11 protein-coding genes are annotated in these 18,317 nt (G+C 39.1%); 2 read left to right on the top strand and 9 right to left on the bottom strand.

The genetic code is table 11. The annotated features are described in order from the left end of the window. Nucleotides 1-325: 325 nt before the first annotated feature. The gene (gene acsA / locus PQ456_RS09965) at nucleotides 326-2,050 is read left to right on the top strand and encodes an acetate--CoA ligase (RefSeq protein WP_273615976.1); all 1,725 of its coding nucleotides are present in this window, start codon (nucleotides 326-328) and stop codon (nucleotides 2,048-2,050) included. Nucleotides 2,051-2,154: 104 nt separating this feature from the next. Here acsA and PQ456_RS09960 read toward each other — a convergent pair whose 3' ends face one another. The 4 genes from PQ456_RS09960 to PQ456_RS09945 all read right to left on the bottom strand — a co-directional run bounded on the left by PQ456_RS09960 (nucleotide 2,155) and on the right by PQ456_RS09945 (nucleotide 8,885). After that, nucleotides 2,155-3,762, bottom strand: a complete 1,608-nt coding sequence (locus PQ456_RS09960) for an ATP-binding protein (RefSeq protein ID WP_273615975.1) — start codon at nucleotides 3,760-3,762, stop codon at nucleotides 2,155-2,157. 181 nt (nucleotides 3,763-3,943) lie between these two features. Further along, nucleotides 3,944-5,671 carry a carboxylesterase family protein gene (locus PQ456_RS09955; RefSeq protein ID WP_273615974.1) on the bottom strand — a complete coding sequence of 576 codons (1,728 nt, stop codon included), beginning with the start codon at nucleotides 5,669-5,671 and terminating at the stop codon, nucleotides 3,944-3,946. Between the two features lie 327 nt (nucleotides 5,672-5,998). Next, nucleotides 5,999-7,159, bottom strand: coding sequence for a C40 family peptidase (locus PQ456_RS09950; RefSeq protein WP_273615973.1), 1,161 nt, complete (start codon nucleotides 7,157-7,159; stop codon nucleotides 5,999-6,001). Nucleotides 7,160-7,316: 157 nt separating this feature from the next. After that, entirely contained in the window at nucleotides 7,317-8,885 is a 1,569-nt protein-coding gene (locus PQ456_RS09945) for an N-acetylmuramoyl-L-alanine amidase family protein (protein WP_273615972.1), read from the bottom strand. 616 nt (nucleotides 8,886-9,501) lie between these two features. On the opposite strand from PQ456_RS09945, the gene PQ456_RS09940 reads away from it, so the two are divergent. Then, on the top strand, nucleotides 9,502-10,545 hold the full coding sequence (locus tag PQ456_RS09940; protein WP_273615971.1) for a glycoside hydrolase family 53 protein: 1,044 nt from the start codon (nucleotides 9,502-9,504) through the stop codon (nucleotides 10,543-10,545). Between the two features lie 562 nt (nucleotides 10,546-11,107). Here the strand turns inward: PQ456_RS09940 and PQ456_RS09935 are convergent. The 5 genes from PQ456_RS09935 to PQ456_RS09915 form a co-directional block, all read right to left on the bottom strand. Continuing rightward, nucleotides 11,108-12,580: a glycoside hydrolase family 32 protein gene (locus PQ456_RS09935; protein ID WP_273615970.1), complete on the bottom strand. Its 1,473-nt coding sequence runs from the start codon at nucleotides 12,578-12,580 to the stop codon at nucleotides 11,108-11,110. 237 nt (nucleotides 12,581-12,817) lie between these two features. Continuing rightward, nucleotides 12,818-13,795, bottom strand: coding sequence for a LacI family DNA-binding transcriptional regulator (locus PQ456_RS09930; RefSeq protein WP_273615969.1), 978 nt, complete (start codon nucleotides 13,793-13,795; stop codon nucleotides 12,818-12,820). 261 nt (nucleotides 13,796-14,056) lie between these two features. Further along, nucleotides 14,057-16,120, bottom strand: a complete 2,064-nt coding sequence (locus PQ456_RS09925; protein WP_273615968.1) for a beta-galactosidase — start codon at nucleotides 16,118-16,120, stop codon at nucleotides 14,057-14,059. A 254-nt stretch (nucleotides 16,121-16,374) separates the two neighbouring features. Continuing rightward, nucleotides 16,375-17,253, bottom strand: coding sequence for a carbohydrate ABC transporter permease (locus PQ456_RS09920; RefSeq protein ID WP_204824358.1), 879 nt, complete (start codon nucleotides 17,251-17,253; stop codon nucleotides 16,375-16,377). Between the two features lie 73 nt (nucleotides 17,254-17,326). Then, a complete protein-coding gene (locus tag PQ456_RS09915; RefSeq protein ID WP_273615967.1) occupies nucleotides 17,327-18,217 on the bottom strand; it encodes an ABC transporter permease in 891 nt (296 codons plus the stop codon). Between the last annotated feature and the right edge of the window lie 100 nt (nucleotides 18,218-18,317).

The raw sequence follows: 18,317 nt of genomic DNA, 5'->3' as shown, positions 1-18,317 counted from the left end.
AATCAAAAAGAAGATGATTATAGTGTGTGATTATTCGTTTTGAATTACTATGTTTTTATAAAACAGTTTAATTATTCACTTTGAATCATTTTCATTCGTTATATATTACTACAAAGTTGTCATAATTTATAGTTAAAATGTAAATTCATGATTTTTTTCATGATTATGATGCAAAATCAATTGTAAAAAAAATAATATTTCGCTATGCTATACTACAGGAAAATATAAAATTGAACAATTTGTGAAATCGTAGTATTGTTTTTTGTAAGCGCTATATATGGTAATCGAAACACAAGATCGTATCTCAATAATCATGGAGGTCATTATGGGAAAAGATAACGTGGAAATCATTGCTGTAGAAGCTACACAAGCCAATATGATGGATTATGAGGAAGCTAGTCGTTCTTTTGACTGGGCAGATGTAGAAAAAAGATTCTCCTGGCATGAAACGGGCAATATCAATCTTGCTTACGAGGCAATCGATCGTCATGCTGCTTCAGAACGTCGTGATCATATTGCTTTGCATTATAGTGATCCTGTACGAAGCGAATCGTATACCTTTGAACAATTGCGTCAACAATCGAATCGAGCTGCTAATATGTTACGCAAACTAGGCATTGGTAAAGGAGATCGCGTGTTTATCTTTATGCCTCGTACTCCTGAACTGTATTTCACATTGCTTGGTATTATTAAAATTGGTGCTATTGCTGGGCCATTATTTGAAGCCTTTATGGAAACGGCTGTGAAAGATCGTCTGGCAGATAGTGGTGCTGTAGCTATAATCACTACACCCAAATTGGTTGAACGGGTGCCTAGTCACGAATTACCTGAACTTCAACATGTCATTCTTGTTGGAGATGAGCAAGACATTACAGCTCCTTATATTGATTTTGCCAAAGAAATGCAACAAGCTTCAACAGAAGCAGAGATAGAATGGGTAGATCTGGATGATGGTCTAATCCTTCACTATACTTCTGGGTCTACAGGCAAGCCTAAAGGTGTATATCATGTTCATAGAGCTATGATTCAGCAAGAATATACCGGCAGAATTGTACTTGATCTTCAAGAGAATGATATTTATTGGTGTACTGCTGACCCTGGTTGGGTGACAGGGACGTCTTATGGTATTTTTGCTCCCTGGTTAAATGGAGTGACCAATGTTGTGCGTGGAGGGCGATTCAGCCCGCAAGATTGGTATAAGACGATTGGACGCTATCAAGTAACGGTATGGTATAGTGCTCCAACAGCTTTTCGGATGTTAATGGGAGCTGGCGATGAAGTGGTTCAGCAATATGACCTTTCTTCGCTTCGTCATGTGCTCAGTGTAGGCGAACCGCTAAATCCTGAAGTTATTCGCTGGGGATATCGTGTCTACGGACAACGGATTCATGATACATGGTGGATGACCGAGACAGGCGCACAGCTTATCTGTAACTATCCGCGCATGGATATTCGCCCTGGCTCTATGGGACGTCCGATTCCGGGTGTAGAAGCTGCTATTATCGATGATGCGGGTAATGTGCTCCCTCCACTACGGATGGGTAATCTAGCGATCAAAACACCATGGCCATCAATGATGTACAAAATTTGGAACAATCCTGCCAAATTTGAAGAATATACACGTATTCCGGGATGGTATATTTCAGGAGATTCTGCTTATATGGATGAAGATGGATACTTCTGGTTCCAGGGTCGAATTGATGATGTCATCAATACGTCTGGTGAGCGTGTCGGTCCCTTTGAAGTAGAAAGTAAATTGGTAGAACATCCTGCGGTAGCTGAAGCAGGTGTTATCGGTAAGCCTGATCCTGTACGTGGTGAAGTGATCAAAGCATTTATCTCCCTTCGGGAAGGATATACAGCTACAGAAGAATTGAAGCAAGAGATCACTCGCTTTGTCAAAGAAGGATTGTCTGCTCATGCTGCTCCGCGCGAGATTGAATTTAAAGACAAGCTTCCCAAAACACGTAGTGGTAAAATTATGCGTCGTGTGCTGAAAGCATGGGAATTGGAGCTTCCTACAGGTGATCTCTCTACGATCGAAGATTAACGTTCTATATCTATTTCATTTGTGATAGACCAAAAGCCGCCCTTGTATATCAAAGGCGGCTTTTTATCATGCTATATTTTGCTATATCTATAGACGGTATTCTTTTATTTCTGTTGTTCTTGCTTCACAGAATCAATAATTTCTGCAAGCTTTTGGATAGGCAATGGCTTAGATAATGCACCATTCATACCGGAAGCCATAATTTGCTTTTGGTCGTCTTTGAACGCATGAGCTGTCAAAGCAATAATCGGAATGTCATTGCGATTGACTTTGCCGGAGTTGCGTATTTCATCTGTGGCTTGAAGTCCATCCATAACAGGCATTTGAATATCCATTAGTACAAGATCATAACCAGAATCTTTTTCTAACGTGCGCACAGCTTCCAGACCATTTTCGACAGATTCTGCTCGGTGACCTAACTTTTCTAACATACGCATCGTAATTAGACGACTGATTCGGTCATCATCTGCCAAGAGTACTTTCAGTCCACTAGCATTAGATTCCTCTTCTGTCTCTACAGGTGGCTCTATAGACTTATGAGAAGGAGCATATTCTGTATCTACACCTTCACTTGTTGATGTATGAGCATAAGCCAGAGGAATTGTGAATTGGAAAATAGTCCCGATTCCTTCATCGCTATCTACTGTAATATGTCCACCCATTAACTCAACGATCTGCTGACTGATGACTAGCCCTAGACCAGTGCCGCCAAATTCGCGTGTCTGTGAATCATCGACCTGACTAAAACTTTTAAATAGCTTGGGCATATCTTTTTCTGCAATACCGATCCCTGTATCTTTTACTTTAAAATGAAGCATTAATTTGTCTTCGATTAATTCCTGCCCTTCGACAGAAATCTTCACTGAACCCTGACTCGTAAATTTAATCGCATTACCAATCAAGTTATTCAGCACTTGTTTTAATCGATGTGGATCACCGACTACGATTTTAGGTACACGTTTGCCAATGTGCAATAATAGATCAATCTTTTTCTCCAATGCTAACGGACGATGCGCTTTGATCGTAATATCCATCAATTCATGAATATTGTATTCTATATTTTCAAGATTCATCTTTTCCGCTTCGATTTTGGAGAAATCAAGTACATCATTAATTAACGTCAACAACGTTTCCGCACTATTTTGGACAATCTTCATATTATCACGTTGTTCTTGATCGATCTCACTTAATAAGATCAATTCAGTCATTCCAATAATTCCGTTCAATGGTGTCCGAAACTCATGACTCATATTTGCAATAAAACGGCTTTTCGCGCGATTAGCTGCTTCTGCTAATTCTGCTGCACGCTTGGCTTGTTGTTCCGCTGTTTTGCGATCTGTGATGTCAAATTGAATCCCTACAAAATAATGACATTCACCATTCCGGTCAAAAATAGGATCTAAATTAATTTCATTCCAAAAAGGAGTTCCCTCTTTGGTATAATTCAAAATCTCGATCACAGCAGATTCTTGCTTAGCTAGAGCTTCACGAATCTTTTTAACTGCTGCTGGATCAGTATCTACACCCTGTAGAAAACGACAATTGTATCCGATCGCTTCATTTTTGGTATAACCTGTTAACTCGGTAAAATGACTATTTACAAAAACAAGCGGGAAATCACTTCTTCTTGCATCAGCAATCGTTACCGAAGATTTTAAATTTTGTACCACATATTCCCAATCGACTGCTGCTATTTTAGGATCTATATTCATGGTGCCTCCCAAATGTTGTTATCAAGTTCAACCATCAGTTGTATCTATCATATAATTATAGCTAAATTTAAACAAGTATATGATTATTCAAACGAATTTCTATTATAAATATAGAATAAAAAGTACTGAATACGTGAAAATCACTCACTTATCCAGTACTTTTACAAAAAAATGTATTTTTTTAATATTGAGCATCCATAAAGAATCTACCTTTTAATACGTTATCCCATACCACAGACTTCGCAGTATTCGATAACGATGATTGAATAGTCGCCATCATTTTAACTGAAGTCGGTGCTGGCTGAATAGTCTTTAATATTGCTTTGGTATTGGTAGCATCAAATTGCAATAATGTACGTGATTTTTGCCAAGATGTCCAAGCCGGTGTATCGCTTACTTGCATCGATTGATCATGTAAAAACTGACGAATATATTGGCGATAACGATGCATCAATTGTATTCTTCCAGCTTCATTATCGTCTTTATAAAATTGATTTTTGAATAGTAACCCGTAATTACTATCAGCAAAATGACCACTCAAAAAGTCCATATCTACTCCATGTGTAGCGGCTAAATATTTAGCTGGTGCTTGCAGACCTTTCACTTCTGTACCCCATGCAAAACGATACACATAGATCGGTAACGCTTGAGTATCTTTTGTAAATCTATCTGCTACTTGATCTGCATTAAAAGCAGAATATAATTGACTTCCATACTGGGTAGCTTGCCAGAACTGCTTTTCTTTTGCTGTTGTCCATGAATTTGAAGTGAATTGCTTACTAAATTCTGGATCATAGGCAGCAAATACATTGAATTCATTTTTCATACTACCAATTAACATCGGAACACGATTATATTGTCCGGTCTGTACGACATCAAATCCATTTTTCGGTAATACATGACCATCTGCAAATAAATGCGGAAATTCAGACATTCGAATCATCACGCTACCGACTGCTTGCACCAACTGTTTGCTATCTAATGAACGTAATGTTTGCTGTAATGTTTGCGCATCCGTTTTTTGAAGGTAGGTCATAGCTTCTGCTGTTGTACTGGCTTTGCCTGCTTGAACCAGTACTGCGGCTAATTTGCTATCCGAATACGCTTGTCCTTCCGCCGGCGTAGCTGTAGTCATACCCCCACTTAAAGGCATCACTTTAGCGAATAGCCCTTTGGCAAGCGGTGAAATGACCAATGCCAACACATCACGCGCGCCCGCAGATTGACCGCCCAGTGTAACATTGTCTGGATCACCACCAAAACTACCTATCTGTTGCTGTACCCATTTGAGTGCTGCAATCTGATCTAACAGCGCAAAATTGCCTGAATCCTCTAGCGGATTACCACTTTTGATTGCAGTATTGTTAAGCCATCCTAATAATCCTAAGCGATAATTAACAGTAACAACAACCGATTGTGTACTGGTAGCCAATGATTCTGCTTCCAAAGCCGCAGAGCTACCTGTCACATTGCCTCCTCCATGCAAAAATACAAGTACAGGCAGATCAGTAGCTGTCGTATGTGGACGATAGACATTAAGATATAGACAGTCTTCCTCGCCTACGACTTTGCCGTCTGCTAATTGAGTACAGATATTGCCTGCTTGACGTGCGTTATGCTGTTCACTCGCAGATGATGGTAGGGGTTGAGGTGCTTTCCAACGCAAATCTCCTACAGGAGCTTGTGCATAAGGTATACCTGACCATACTAATGTATTGTTGTTACCTGTCTGTAATCCTGTGAATATACCGGCGCTTGTTGGTTGTGTTACATCATTTTGATATTTATAGTTCATCGTATCACTCTTTGTTTGGTTAGATTGAACGGCTGCTTCAGCAGTACCGTTGCTAGATAATATACACATTAATACGAGCAACCACAACCATGTTCCTTTTTTGTTCATCTTCATTTGAATACCTCCTTCATTATGTACCGCAAACCATTGCATCAAGTGAATATATAAAGAAAAGTGTATGAATAAGCGCTGTCTATTAAAAATAGACATAAAAAAACCTAATTCGGCGCTAGAAATACACAGTAATGTGTCCTTCTATAGCTAAATTAGGTTTTGCCTGCTACACGCAGTAACAATCCTTTATATGATGTGTAGTATACACACTTCTGATAACGCTTACAATAGTTTTATAAAAAAAAGCAAACCGTTCCTTTCTCTACACTTTGTAAAGAAAATAACGGCTTGCTTTTATAGTTACCAGAGCTTTAACATCACTGTTATTTATTGTAAAACACGACGAGCTGTTACATAATGCTTCACCCAATAATCTAGATCAAGATTAGAAATAGCAATTCCGTCCAAACTCACACTATTATGAACTAGCTTATTATCGCCAGCGTATATGCCTACATGAGAAATCACATTCGGGTCGCCACCTGAGAAAAAGAGCAAGTCCCCTTTTTGCCATTGTCCACGTTCAACTTCAATACCTACATTTTTCTGGTATTGTGTGCCCCAGGCAAGATCAATTCCTGCTTGTCCAAATACATATCGTGTAAATGAAGAACAATCGAATAACGTAGGTGCTTCATTTTTACCATATCCATAATGTGTAATACCTTGTAATGCTAATGCACTACCTAAAATAAGATCCGCTGTAGCTTCATCTAATGGTGAACCTGTTGCAAGTGTAGGTGGCGGTGTAACCGTCACAGGTGGTTGAAACGGAGTATCATCCACTTCTGGAATAGCATCTACAGGTAGACTTGTCAAAACAGGTGTAGCCGATGCAGGTAATGTATAGGAAACATAATCTGTAGATACATATCCTACTGTTCCAGTACTGTCTTTAATTTTAATCCAAGATACACTAGGTTGCTCTAACGCTTTGAATGTCTCACCAACAGGTAATACTCGTAACACATCACTTCCTGTTGTAGGCTCCGCTCGAAAGTTCACTCCACGTTCTACAATACCTGTACCAGGATCATTTTTACGTGGTATAGGTGTTACCGGTGTACTTGTAGGTGCAGGAGCAGGCGCACTTGCTTGAGTAATCGTTGGCGTTGACGGTGTATCTTTAGCAGTCTGCAATTTGGAAGACTGTTCTTGACTGGATACTGTATTCGATGCTGGTGATGTACTCACCGGATTAGATTCTTTTGGCTTCGGCGTGTAATTGATATAGCTTGCCGATACATAGCCTGTTTTGACTCCTACTTTTACCCGTAGCCAATAACTGTTAACTTCGCGCAGAATCTTAATATTAGTGCCCGGTTGAAGTGTGCCATATACTGTACTATCCGGTGTAGGACCTGAACGGAAGTTGACAGGTAGATTTACTTTACCCACAGGTACAGGCGTTGTTGCTGCTTCCATCATTTGAGGCGTAGAAGTCAGTAACACAGCTGCTGTTACCAGAGTGATGAGATTTCGTTTCATAGATGCCCTCCTTGAAAATGCTGTTGCCTTCTGTCTGATATGTAGAGTTATGTATGAACCACTAAAAATGACAAGTTCGTCATTAGTTTACCGTGGTTCATTACCACACACTCTTTAAAATGAAACATTAAAGTTTCAATGAAATCGTATAACCTGCTTACGAGACACCTAAATATTCTTTAATTCCAGCCACCACTGCTTCTGCCAATTGTTCTTGAAAAGCATCGGTATACATCAAAGCTTCATCTGTCGGATTGCTTAAATATCCAGCCTCGATCAATATAGCAGGCATTGTTGTTTCTCTTGTCACATGAAGGCTCTTCTGATGAATACCACGATCTGATAATCCAAGCGCAGCTACTACATGCTTATGCACAATCTGTGCAAGGGTTAAGCTACTTGAACGGCTATAATACATTTCTGTACCGCTTGGAGAAACAGCAGAAGTTGTACTATTTCCATGAATAGATACAAATACATCTGCATTCAGATCATTAGCCACTTTTACTCGATCTGGCAATGTAGGATAGCTATCATCACTACGTGTTAATACAAAATCAATATCAGGCTCTTGTTCCAATAACGCTTGAATTTTGAGCACTACAGGTAAAGTAAAGTTTTTTTCATATTTGCCTGTAATGCTAATTGCTCCTGAATCTTTGCCACCATGACCGGCATCAATAACAACTAATTTTTTGCCATCTTTACCAGGGCCAGAACTTGGTGTCACCGGTACAGCTTTGGAAGGTGTATCGGTTGGTGTAGCCGTAGGATCACTATTTGGATCAGTAGATGTTGAACCATCTGGATTGGTTACTACTACTGGGTCTGTTGATGTATTTGGATTACTGGAGACTTGTGTATTTCCATTATTGGCTGTACCATTTCCATTCGTAATCGTAGACGATGGCTTAACTGCTCCATCTAACTCTACAATAACTACACCTTTGTTATTGTTAATGACTTTATATTTCTGTGCATTGTTAAGATCCATTACTACACGCACTGTAGAAGGTTCGTTGCTAAATAGAGAATACCGAATACCTGCTACATCTGGATCACCTGTGACATCTACTTTGCCTACATTGCCCAGGTTCATCACTTTACCATTTAAAAATGATTCAGAAAAAGCTGTTTTCGGCAAATCAAGAACGATCCGATTAGGATTAGTCAAAGCACTATATTTAGGCGATGCTGTTCCATTTAATGTAACTGTTAAGCGACTATCACTAAAGCTAATAGCTTGCAAAGCAGATTGATCAGCCGTATCTGCTGTCGTAGTTGTGTCTGTAGGGTTACCTTTTGCAGGAGTGACTACTTTTTTAGGAGTAGTCAAGTACACCGTTTTGGCTGTATTGTCCCATTTCACAGTTGTGCCTGTATTTTCACTAATAAATCGAAGCGGTACAAGGGTGGTTCCATTTTGCAATAAAGGCGCTTCTGGCAAATCAATCGCCTTGTCATCAACGGTAGCGGTATGACTTCCTGCTGCTAATTGTAATGTTGTTTTGCCTTGCTTGATTGTTGCTGTTTGTGTACGGTTCGACCAGCCTACTTTGTAGCCCAATTGTTCAACGATCACACGTAACGGTACCATCACTGTGCCATTAACAGTCTCTACTTGTCCGCTTGCTGGTAAAGCTAGCTCTTGTCCATCCAAATTAATATGCGTGCTTTCTGTAATTGCAGCATGTCCTGTAGCAGGCAATACTATCATGAAGATCATTATTAACGTTAGCATCCACAAACCTGTTTTTTTCATATTATCCCTACCATTCCCTGGTTCACATTATGTATGATGCGATGTCCCAGTCATTATTGTGATACAACTGCATGTCAAGAAGCCCGATTGTGTGGTCAAAAGGAAATACTGAATACCTTATTTATCGGTAAGTTCAGACATAACCTTTAAGCGATTGAAACATTTTTATAACATTCTTGTTATTTATTTCGCCAATTACGTATGCAACTCCTTTTAAAAAGAAAAATCGTTTATATAAACAGCAACTTTGTAAGCAAAATTAAGTTTGTTATACGTAATCTTTACTATGTAATAACAGTTATATCATAAAGGGTATTTTCTACATTGTAAATCACCAGTCTGTAGTTTTTAACATATTGTGTAAGAGCTATCTTGATATAGCAACAATGATTATTTTGTATACCTAAGTACGAAAAATAGAATTTACGAATCTTTATTGTCAAAAGTGCTAAAATATTGAGTTTTTATAGGTTACGTTAGCAGGATAGTCAAGCTACAATAAGTGATGTTCCTTGCTAAAAGGAATTGTTTTTTTAAGATTTAATGTAAACGCATACAATAAAATTCTAGGAGGTTATTTATGTTCAAGTGGTCTGGTAAAATCATGAAACGTATATCCGGGGTTGTACTTAGTCTCTCTATTCTTACAGGGTTAAGTTATAGTGTCGCTCCGCTTACACCTACAGTACATGCAGCGACTTTTGCCAAAGGTGCAGATGTAGGCTGGTTATCAGAGATGGAATCGTACAATTGGGCTTTTTATAATGACGCAGGTGTCAAACAAGATGCGCTACAAATTTTAAAAGATCATGGGATGAATTCGATTCGTCTACGTGTATGGGTAAATCCTGCTAAAAACTTTTCTAATAAAGCAGATGTAATCAAACAAGCTGTTCGTGCTAAAAAAATGGGATTCCGTATTATGATCGATTTCCATTATAGCGATGTATGGGCAGATCCTGCGAATCAGACCAAACCGAAAGACTGGGCAACTAAAGATTTTAATGGATTGATGAAAGCTGTCTATGACCATACGTATGATGTCTTGACCGCTCTCAAAGCTCAAGGTGTTACTCCTGAATGGGTGCAAGTAGGTAATGAAACGAACAATGGTATGTTATGGGAAGAAGGACGCGCTTCAGCAAATATGAAAAACTTCGCATGGTTGATTAATTCGGGTTATGATGCAACCAAAGCGGTAAATAGTAGCACTAAAGTTATCGTTCATTTATCTAATGGATATGACAACTCGTTATACCGTTGGATGTTTGACGGACTCAAAGCAAATGGTGCTAAATATGATGTAATCGGTATGTCACTATATCCTGATAAAAACAACTGGCAGACGTTAACACAACAAACGCTAACCAATATGAATGATATGGTTGCTCGTTATGGCAAAGAAGTGATGGTCTGTGAAGTTGGCATGGATGCCAGCGATCCTACAACCTCCAAAGCATTTTTGACTGATATTTTGAACAAAACACGTTCGGTATCCGGTGGTAAAGGATTAGGCGTATTCTATTGGGAACCACAGTCTTATGGTACATGGTACGCTTATACCAAAGGTGCTTTTGATTCTAAAGGGAAAGTGACTATTGCTTTGGATGCGTTTTTGAACTAAAAGCTTGAGTAATAGTTGAGTTTGGTGCTGAAAAGGGAAATCGCTTCAGGGGCAGTATTGTCCTTGTCGTCGCTGTTGAAGAAGAATGCCTGGAATGACTGCTAGGCAGTCGGCATTTTTCTTCAAAGGCGAGCGCTTCGCTCTTTCAGGACTATACTTTCCCTTTCGCTTGTGCGATGAGGTACATTTGGATTAGAGCACACCAAAAAGAAAAGATGAATTTGGTGGGAGTGGCTTTTAGTTGTGATTTTTGGGTTGCGTAGTAGTTAGTTTGTTTATAGGGTTATGGATTTCATTTTTATGGATAAGTTTTCAAGCGTTAAGATTGTTATTTTGGAAATGGCATGAAATATAGTTTTCATTATTTGTTTTATTATTTTATTAGGATGTTTGTAAATGGTTTTTAAGATGAGATTGAGTCTAATATGAATAGAACGATTTAAAGAGTAAAATCATTTAATGGGTAGACAAAATGTGTGTGAAATTTGTGTAAATATAAGGTAAAAGAGCTATTCTACTGTTGTTACACAGTTAGGAATAGCTCTTTTTTTACATTATTTATCTATACCCGTTCAGGGCGGGCTAGATTCCAGATGTGTAGAGATTCTACTTGAGTGATGCCATTGGAATATAAAGCAATGCCTTGTGATTCTTGTTGTGGATAAATGCGTCCGGTCATGACTTTTTCACCATCTTGTAAAAAGATTTCTATAGAAGATGTATCTACAAAAATGCGTACATGTAGTTTGCCTTCTGGTGTGGGTAGTGAAGTGATGCGTTCCCCGCCCGGGCCAATACCGGATTGATCGCGGTTGAAGCGGAACAATTGCTCTAGTGGTGAATAGCTAAGCACTGTTGTTTCTGCTTCGCCTGTACGCAAATGGATCGCAAATTGTTCGGTTTTGGTAACATCGACGGTCAGTTCAAGCTCGTAACTTTCGCCTCTGTAATCTAGTACTTGTTGTCCTTGCACTTCAAATGATTCTGCATGTAATCCATCTAAGCGATATTGCTCTAATTCTGCTACAGGACGGAATAACAATCGTTCGCCATCACGAATCACTTCACGTGGTAATGTCATAGCCCCTGCCCAATGATGCCCGTTCTGTGTAGGCATAACAGCTTCCCAGCTATCCATCCAACCGATCATAATACGTCTACCCTGTTCGTCTAATGTAGTCTGACAAGCATAAAAGTCAAAACCATAATCGATCGGAACATACTGATTATAATCAAAAACACCTGTATCTGTATTTAGCCTACCTATCATATAGACTGTGGAATGTAAATTATGATAATCATTGCCGTGAGGAGCCATCCGTTGCGGAGACATCATCAATACATCTACCCCATCCAAGTCGAATACGTCAGGGCATTCCCAGTTATCGCCCAATGTACCATCACTCTGTGCCATGACATTTACATATTCCCATGTGTGCAGATCAGCAGAACGATATAGCAAAATCAATCCTTTGCCTTGATCGTCATTAGAGCCAAGTACCATATAAAATTGTCCATCCCGCACAAATACTTTAGGATCGCGGAAATCTTTTTGACTGGTATGTGAGGGAATCTGATCGGTATTGATCGCCGGATTATGAGCATCTTTTTCAAAAAGAACACCATCTTTGGAGACAGCTATATTCTGAACTTGATAATAGTCTTTGGTGATATCAGGCCCTGTCATGATATGCCCTGTATATAATAGATACAGATCTTCCTTATGTTCTATCGCACTTCCTGAAAAACATCCGTCACGGTCGTATTCTTGATCCGGTGCCAAAGCAACCGGTAGATGTCTCCACTCTACTAAATCTTTACTTACAGCATGTCCCCAATGCATCGGTCCCCATACTGGTTGATACGGATGATATTGATAAAATAAATGATATTCACCTTTGTATTGAATAAAGCCGTTGGGATCATTAATCCAACCAAACTCGCCCATAAAATGATAATGTAAACGATATTGATCTACTAATAAATGCTTGGATTCAGCAATAAATACATTAGCCCGCTCAATACTGTAGCTCATCTGTAATCTTCCCCTTCTTCGCTCGAATAAGAAAGTTTTTTATGATAGATCATACTTTCAAAATGTACCACATATTGAAACGCTAAATCATTATATTTGTTGAAGTCAATCATACACATTACTGCCTGTGTATTCTATATAAAATACTGGCAAAGTGACAAGGTGTCATATGCAGGTAGCAATTACCCAATAAAGCCTATCAATCGGTTAACATACCTTTTATAAAAAACCTCCACACTACATCGTGGAAGCTCTTTCAATCAAAGTAACATCTAGCTGATTTTTGATGATATAGTCTTCATTATTAATTTGTTGGCTCAATAATGCGATCGACAACTTTCCTATCTCTTCAATCGGCTGACGAATTGTTGTAAGTGAAGGCGTAATCCAGGGAGCAACACTGACATCATCATAACCAACGACTTTAATTTGGTCAGGTACATGGATGCCCATTTCCATACATTCTTTGATCACATACGCTGCGATAATATCACTTGTTGCAAACACGCCATCCAGATCTGGATGATCCAATAACAGTTCGCGGATTAATTGCTGATATTCTCGTGTATGGAAAACATTCATATCTGTTTCAATGACAACATGATCAACATTATGTACATTGACTACATCCAAAAAAGCTTTACTTCGCTCATTCGCAAGTAGATTCAACTGTAAATTCCCACAAATATGAGCAATCTTACGGCAGCCTTTACTAATCAGCAATTCGGTTGCCAGCTTGCCTCCCATATAATTGTCCGAAGAAATAAAGGGAATATCGCCTATTTGACGATCAAATGTAACAATAGGGCTTTGCACATTTTGATACTGTTCTATTTCCAGTGTATGGCTACTCATAATAATGCCATCGACTCGATTACCACGCATCATATCGATATATTCTTTTTCTTTAATCGGATCAAGATGCGAGTTACATAACAATACCTTCATTCCTTTTTCATACGCAAAATACTCAATATGACTAGCAAATGAAGCAAAAAAAGGATGTGATACATCCGGCACAATCAACCCAATAATATTCGATTGCTTATTTTTGAGTGAACGTGCAATTTCGTTCGGTTGGTAGTTCAACTCTTCCATCGAAGAGTACACTTTTTTACGAGTCTTATCACTGATATAGCCCCTGTTATTTAATACCCGGGATACTGTTGTTGGAGTGACGCCAGCATGTTTGGCGACATCATGTATGGTCGGCATGTCTCTCCCCCTCTTGATAATTTGAATAATAAGTAATAAATGTAAACGGTTTAACTTTCTCTCTATCGCTATATACGTTTCTTTCAGATTTCAATATATATGAAAGTACAACAATATTCAATGTTATTTTAATTGTTTCGACATATAATTTATCTGAAGGTGATTTTTACAGCAAATATATATCAAAATAAAGATTAAAATTGAAGTGTATATAAAAATAAGGAAGGAACGAGTACTCCATTCCTTCCTTGCTTTTGGGATTTAAATGCTTCTTTTGAGAACACGAATTCCATAAGCTGGAACCTCTAATTTACTGGATATTCCAGTATTGTCTGCCTCTGCTAACATGTCATAATAGGTTTGTTGATCCAAAGAAATCTGTTGCGAAGTTGATGTGTAATTCTGAATAAACAGAAATTCATCTTTGTCGTTTGTACGTGAGTGAGCAGTCACTCCTTCAGGTAAATCGGCTGCTAATGTACGCTTGATTTCTTGACGTTCGGTTAATTTTCCGATCAACTCATTTAAGAAAGAATACTCTGTGCGAGCTGCAATATAATAAGCTTCGCCTTCACCAAATTCATTCACTGTCAGTGCCGGACGATCTGCATAAAAGTCGTCTCCGTACACAGCTAATGCTTTTGCATTTTCCAAATGGATCAAATCGCAAAGTTCTTTCACTTCATACGTCCCTTGCCATTGTAATGTATTATTGTCTGACATCTTCAATTGATTGCGCTCATGGTCATGTAATCCGTCAATTTCTTCTGACCAGATGCCCAGTACTTTGCGTAAAGGCCCCGGGAATCCACCTAAGAAGCATAAATCTGTCTCATTTACGATACCAGACCAATACGTACTTACGAGTGTTCCGCCTGCTTCTACAAATTTCTCCATGCGCTCGCCTACGCCATCACGTACAAGATACAACATAGGAGCCACTACGATTTTGTATTTAGATAAATCTTGATCCATATCAATCACATCGACAGGAATCCCTCGCTCCCAGAAAGGACGGTAACAGTCAAGTACAGTCTGATCGTATTTCATGCCGATATTACGAGGCCCTTGACTGTCTTTGATCGCCCAGCGATTTTCCCAATCATAGATAACAGCAACTTCTGCATTCACATGACTGCCTACGATATCTTGCATACTGGATAACGCTTGCCCTACATCCTGTACATCTTGAAATACGCGTGTATGCTCATGCCCTACATGGTCAACAACAGCCCCGTGGAACTTTTCGCTTGAACCGCGACTTTTGCGCCATTGGAAATACTGTACAGAATCTGATCCATGTGCAACTGCTTGTAATGAAGATAGCATATGCATATTCGGACGTTTATTTTTACTGACATCTTGCCAGTTCGTTAAGCTTGGAGTACTTTCCATCAATAGGAAAGGCTTTTGCTTAATAGAGCGAACAATATCATGCATAAAGGCAATACTTGCTCCTTGTACAGCGTCTCCTGCTTGATCATGCCATGTTGGATAGCTATCCCATGACAATACATCTAATAGATCAGCAAATTTCCAGTAGTTCAATCCATCGAAATTACCGGTAAACATAAAGTTAGTCGTTACAGGCAACAAACGATTGATTTTACGCAAAGGCTCTATTTCATGACGGCAAAAGTCTACCGTCTGATCAGTCACAAAACGACGCCAATCCAGATTCATACCATGTACTTGTGTCTCCCCGTGCGGTGCAGGTGATTCCACTTGAGACCAATCGGTGTAGGTATGACTCCAGAAGTTCGTCCACCATGCTTCATTGAGATTATCCAGTGTATTGTATTTGTTCTGTACCCAAGTGCGGAACGCATCCTGACAGTAATTACAATGACATTCCCCGCCGTATTCATTGGAAATATGCCAGCCGATTACTGCTGGATGCTCCCCATAACGTTCTGCTAATTTGCTGTTCATCGTTTCTACCTTTTCGCGATAGACCGGAGAAGTAAAACAATGATTATGACGGAAACCATGCAGATTACGCACACGATTTGCTTCTACACGTAACACTTCAGGGTATTTCGCAGACATCCACGCCGGGCGTGCTCCACTTGGGGTAGCTAATAATGCTGAGATACCGTTCGCTGCAAAGTTATCTAATATACGATCTAGCCATTCAAAGTTATAGACACCTTCTTCAGGCTCTAATGCCACCCAAGAGAAAATACCTACAGACATCACGTTACATTTGGCTAATTTCATTAAGCGAATATCTTCTTCTAAAATATCAGGACGGTGTTGCCATTGCTCAGGATTATAATCGGCTCCATGAAGCATATGGTTCCAGGTTGGTTCAATAGTGGTCATGATTGGCTCCTTTAATGGTTACATATTTGCTTGTTGTTAGACCGCTCCGGGAACAAAATCATTCTGTCGGTCGCTGGTAAGATTGGATATCTTGATTAGACTGCTAAGCAATCGATATCCAACCTTAAAGGCTTCCTTTAGAATTGATTTTGTTCCCTACGCTCTGCTAGGGGTGCAACTTTTTACAAGATAAAGTGCGCCTTTTGAATGAGGGGGCAGGGGTGAAGATTTTTAAAAGATTTGAGTTGGTTTTACTATTCTTTGACGGAACCTAGAGTCATACCTTTAACAAAGAATTTTTGTAGGAAAGGATAGACGATTAGGATTGGTGCTGCGCCGATAAAGATTTGGGCGGCTTTGACAGTTGTTTGAGAGATCAATTCCATTTCTTTCGGGCTGGAGCTCATTGAACTCATATCTTGTTGAATAATAACGGTTTGTAAGAATGTTGCTAATGGGAATTGGCTAGCATTGTTTAAGTAAAGCAATCCATCAAACCATGAGTTCCAGTGGAATACCATGCTGAATAAAGTGATCGTTGCGATTGATGGTAATGAGATTGGCAAGTAGATCGTAAACAAAGTACGGAATGGCCCTGCTCCATCGATAAATGCGGCTTCTTCCAGTTCTTTAGGAATTCCGCGGAAAAAGTTAAGCATTAGAATAACCAGGAATGTATTTACAGCACCAGGCAATACTAGTACCCAGAATGAATCGATTAAGCCTAATTTCTGAATAACGATATAAAATGGTACTAATCCACCTGTAAATACCATGCTGAATACGAAAATCCAAGAGTAAATATTGCGTCCTTTAAAGACCGAATTGTCTTTGGACAATGGATATGCCGCTAGAAAAGTTAGGCATAATGTGATCGCTGTACCAATCACAGTACGCAATACTGATATCCAGATCGAATGTAAAAATACCGGGTTAAACATGGTTTTTTTGTATGCTTCTAATGAAAATTGAATCGGCCACAGTGCAACTAGATTAGCATCGGCTGCTGCTTTGGAACTGAGTGAAATCGCCAATACATGCACTAAAGGTATGATACACATAATTGATAATAGGATAAGCAAAATAGTATTAAATACATTAAACACGCGATATCCTTTAGTTTTGAAATACATATTCTCCCTCTTTCCTTTACGTTTCGCTTTTTAAATGATCCGTTGATGTTGTACGAAGGTTACCAAATCACCTTTAGAATATACGGTAGTTCGCCCATTTGTACGCTAAACGGTAAGACAGGAGAATAAGAATCATACTAATGACTGATTTGAATAATCCGATCGCTGTACCAAAGCCCATTTCACCATTCAAAATCGCTGTACGATAGACGAAGGTGTCGATAATATCGCCTTTCGCATATACAAGCGGGTTGTATAAGTTAAATATCTGATCGAATCCAGCGTTCAATACATTACCAAGTGCTAGCGTACCTACTACGGCTACCATTGGAATCATTGAAGGGATCGTTACGTACAATGTTTGTTTCCAACGAGTCGCTCCATCCATCTCTGCCGCTTCATAAAGAGAAGGATTGATACCTGCTAAAGTTGCTAAGAAGATGATCGTATTGTATCCAAATTCCTTCCATACATCAGATGCAATGACTGTGAACCGGAACCAGTCATTATCCCCGAGAAAGAAGATCGGTTGTACGCCGAATGTGCTTAAAATACGGTTAGCAAATCCATCGGTTGCCAGCAAATCGATTAGAATACCACCCAAAATAACCCATGAAAGAAAATGCGGTAAGTATACTAATGTCTGGATCGTACGTTGCAATTTCACACGACGAATTTCATTTAGCAAAATAGCAAAAATAAAGGGTACAAATAAATTGAAAATTAATTTCAACACTGCAATAACTAATGTATTCCAGATTACCTGTATACTATCTTGTCGTTCAAATAAATAACGGAAATTAGCAAGCCCTACCCATTCTGAACCTGTAAATCCTAACCATGGTTTGTAATCTTGAAAAGCCATCACGATTCCAGCCATCGGTACATAACTGAAAATAAGTAAGAAAATCATAGATGGTAGTAGCATGACATGAAACGGCCAATTTTTGCGTAGTGTTTTCATTTCTCTCCTCCTAATGCCTTGTATATCGTATTTCCTCTATATTTCTATATCTCTATATATTGCTGTTCAGTAGATAGGAAGAAAATAACGACTCTGGATA

The organism is Paenibacillus kyungheensis (genome assembly GCF_028606985.1).
In the GTDB taxonomy this organism is placed as follows: domain Bacteria; phylum Bacillota; class Bacilli; order Paenibacillales; family Paenibacillaceae; genus Saccharibacillus; species Saccharibacillus kyungheensis.
This window is presented reverse-complemented; position numbering and strand designations above follow the sequence as displayed.